This is a genomic window from Streptomyces sichuanensis (assembly GCF_020328095.1).
GTDB classification, from domain to species: Bacteria; Actinomycetota; Actinomycetes; order Streptomycetales; family Streptomycetaceae; genus Streptomyces; species Streptomyces cinnamoneus.
Genome location: NZ_JAIXMK010000257.1, coordinates 1 through 1,498, shown reverse-complemented (window position 1 = coordinate 1,498; position 1,498 = coordinate 1). Strand labels below are relative to the sequence as shown.

General features: G+C 68.3%; 2 protein-coding genes. Both read right to left on the bottom strand.

Annotation, left to right across the window (positions count from 1 at the left end):
- On the bottom strand, positions 1 to 898 hold an 898-nt coding region (locus LE181_RS31785), incomplete at its 3' end, for a phage tail sheath subtilisin-like domain-containing protein (protein ID WP_225665083.1).
- A 29-nt stretch (positions 899 to 927) separates the two neighbouring features.
- Positions 928 to 1,368 carry a phage tail protein gene (locus tag LE181_RS31780; protein ID WP_225665081.1) on the bottom strand — a complete coding sequence of 147 codons (441 nt, stop codon included), beginning with the start codon at positions 1,366 to 1,368 and terminating at the stop codon, positions 928 to 930.
- Positions 1,369 to 1,498 lie beyond the last annotated feature (130 nt).

The following is a 1,498-nucleotide window of genomic DNA, read 5'->3' as shown; positions in this document are numbered from 1 at the left end:
GCAGACAGTTCACACCCACCGCGTTCAGCTCGCCGTGTTCGTCGTCGGTAAGCAGGGTGTCGAGCGTGAGGGCACCGCGGAGGTTCTGGTTGGCGGGGGCCTTGAACACGCCGCGTTCGGCGTCGGTACGGGCCCACACGCCGGCGATGTGGCCGCACGGTGGCACGGTGCGTTGGTTGGTGTCGACGCCCGGCACCGTGATCCACGGGTAGTAGAGGGTGGTGAAGGCGGCGTCGTCGGTGTCGGGCGAGGCGAGCTTCCCGGCGAAGGTCTGGACGTCGCCTGCCGTCAGGTCCGGGGGCGGGTCGAGGATCGCCAGCCGGTTGCGCTGCGCGGTGCAGTGCTTCAGGACCTCGGCCATCCTGCTGATGCCCTGGTCCTGATCGGGCGGGGACGGGTCCTCCGTGACGTCGGCGGTCATGTCCCAGAGGCTGGGCACGGCGACCATGGTGACCTCGGGGACGGTCTCCAGTCCGGCGAGGCCCGTGCGGTCGTCCACGTTCCCCTTGAGGTCCTGGACGCTCACGGCGCTCCCGGGGCCGGTGAAGCCCACGACGTAGCACGTGCGCCCGCCGTTGGCGAAGAATCCGTAGACGGCTTCGGCCAGCAGGAAGCACCTGTCCAGCGTCAGGGCGGTGACCGGGTCGGGCTTCGCGGCGAGCTCCTTGGCGATCTTCTCCATGCTGTAGCGCGCGGCGAACTCCCGCCAGCTTCCGATCTTCTGCGGGACCTTGCGCGCGGCCTCGTCGAACGGTGCGGGTGTGGCGTTCGGGTCGTCCGCCGGGTAGACCTTCGTGTAGCCGAGGAACGCCGGCACGGAGGTGCTCGCCCCGGTGATGGTGCGCACTCCGCTGGGGAGTTCCTTGACGAAGACTCCCGGAGGGTTCGGATCGGGCATATGTGCTCCTTGGGACGGGGGCGGGCCGGCTACTCGACGGTGATGTCCTCGTAGGTGATGGTCACCTGTTCCGTAGCGGGCCCGGACTCCGACGCGCCGAGCGACGGCCCCTCCCAGCGGGATGCCCAGGCGTTGCTGAGGTGGATGCGGCGGACGGTCTGCTTCTTGGCGTCCTTCAGGGCGATGGTGATGTTCTGCCGTGCGGAGTCGAGGTCGGCGTTGACGAGCGTCGCCTTGATCCAGTCGGTGAAGGCGGTGCTCTTGTCCATGCCCCGGGTGATGGTGATCTCGCCGGTCTTCCGTGCGCCGGGTTGTTTGCGGATCAGGAGTTCCCCGGTCGGGGACACCTGGCGGACCTCCACGACGTCCTGCTCCAGCTGGAGCCCCGAGACGCTCTGGACGGTCTCCACCTGGAACTTGCCGAGTTCGACGGCGAAGGTGCTGCTGCTGAAGCTGTCACCGGTCAACATGTGCTGTGCCTCCTCCGGCTCGTTCAGCTGCTCTGGCCGGGCTGGCCGGCGATCTGGGTGATGGTGAAGTGCACGAACTCGGCAGGCCGCACCGGGGCAACACCGATGTCGCAGATGACCTTGCCGTCGT

Coding starts and splice junctions, on each gene's coding strand:
- LE181_RS31780 (WP_225665081.1), bottom strand. CDS start 1,368: ATGTTGACCGGTGACAGCTTCAGCAGCAGCACCTTCGCCGTCGAACTC.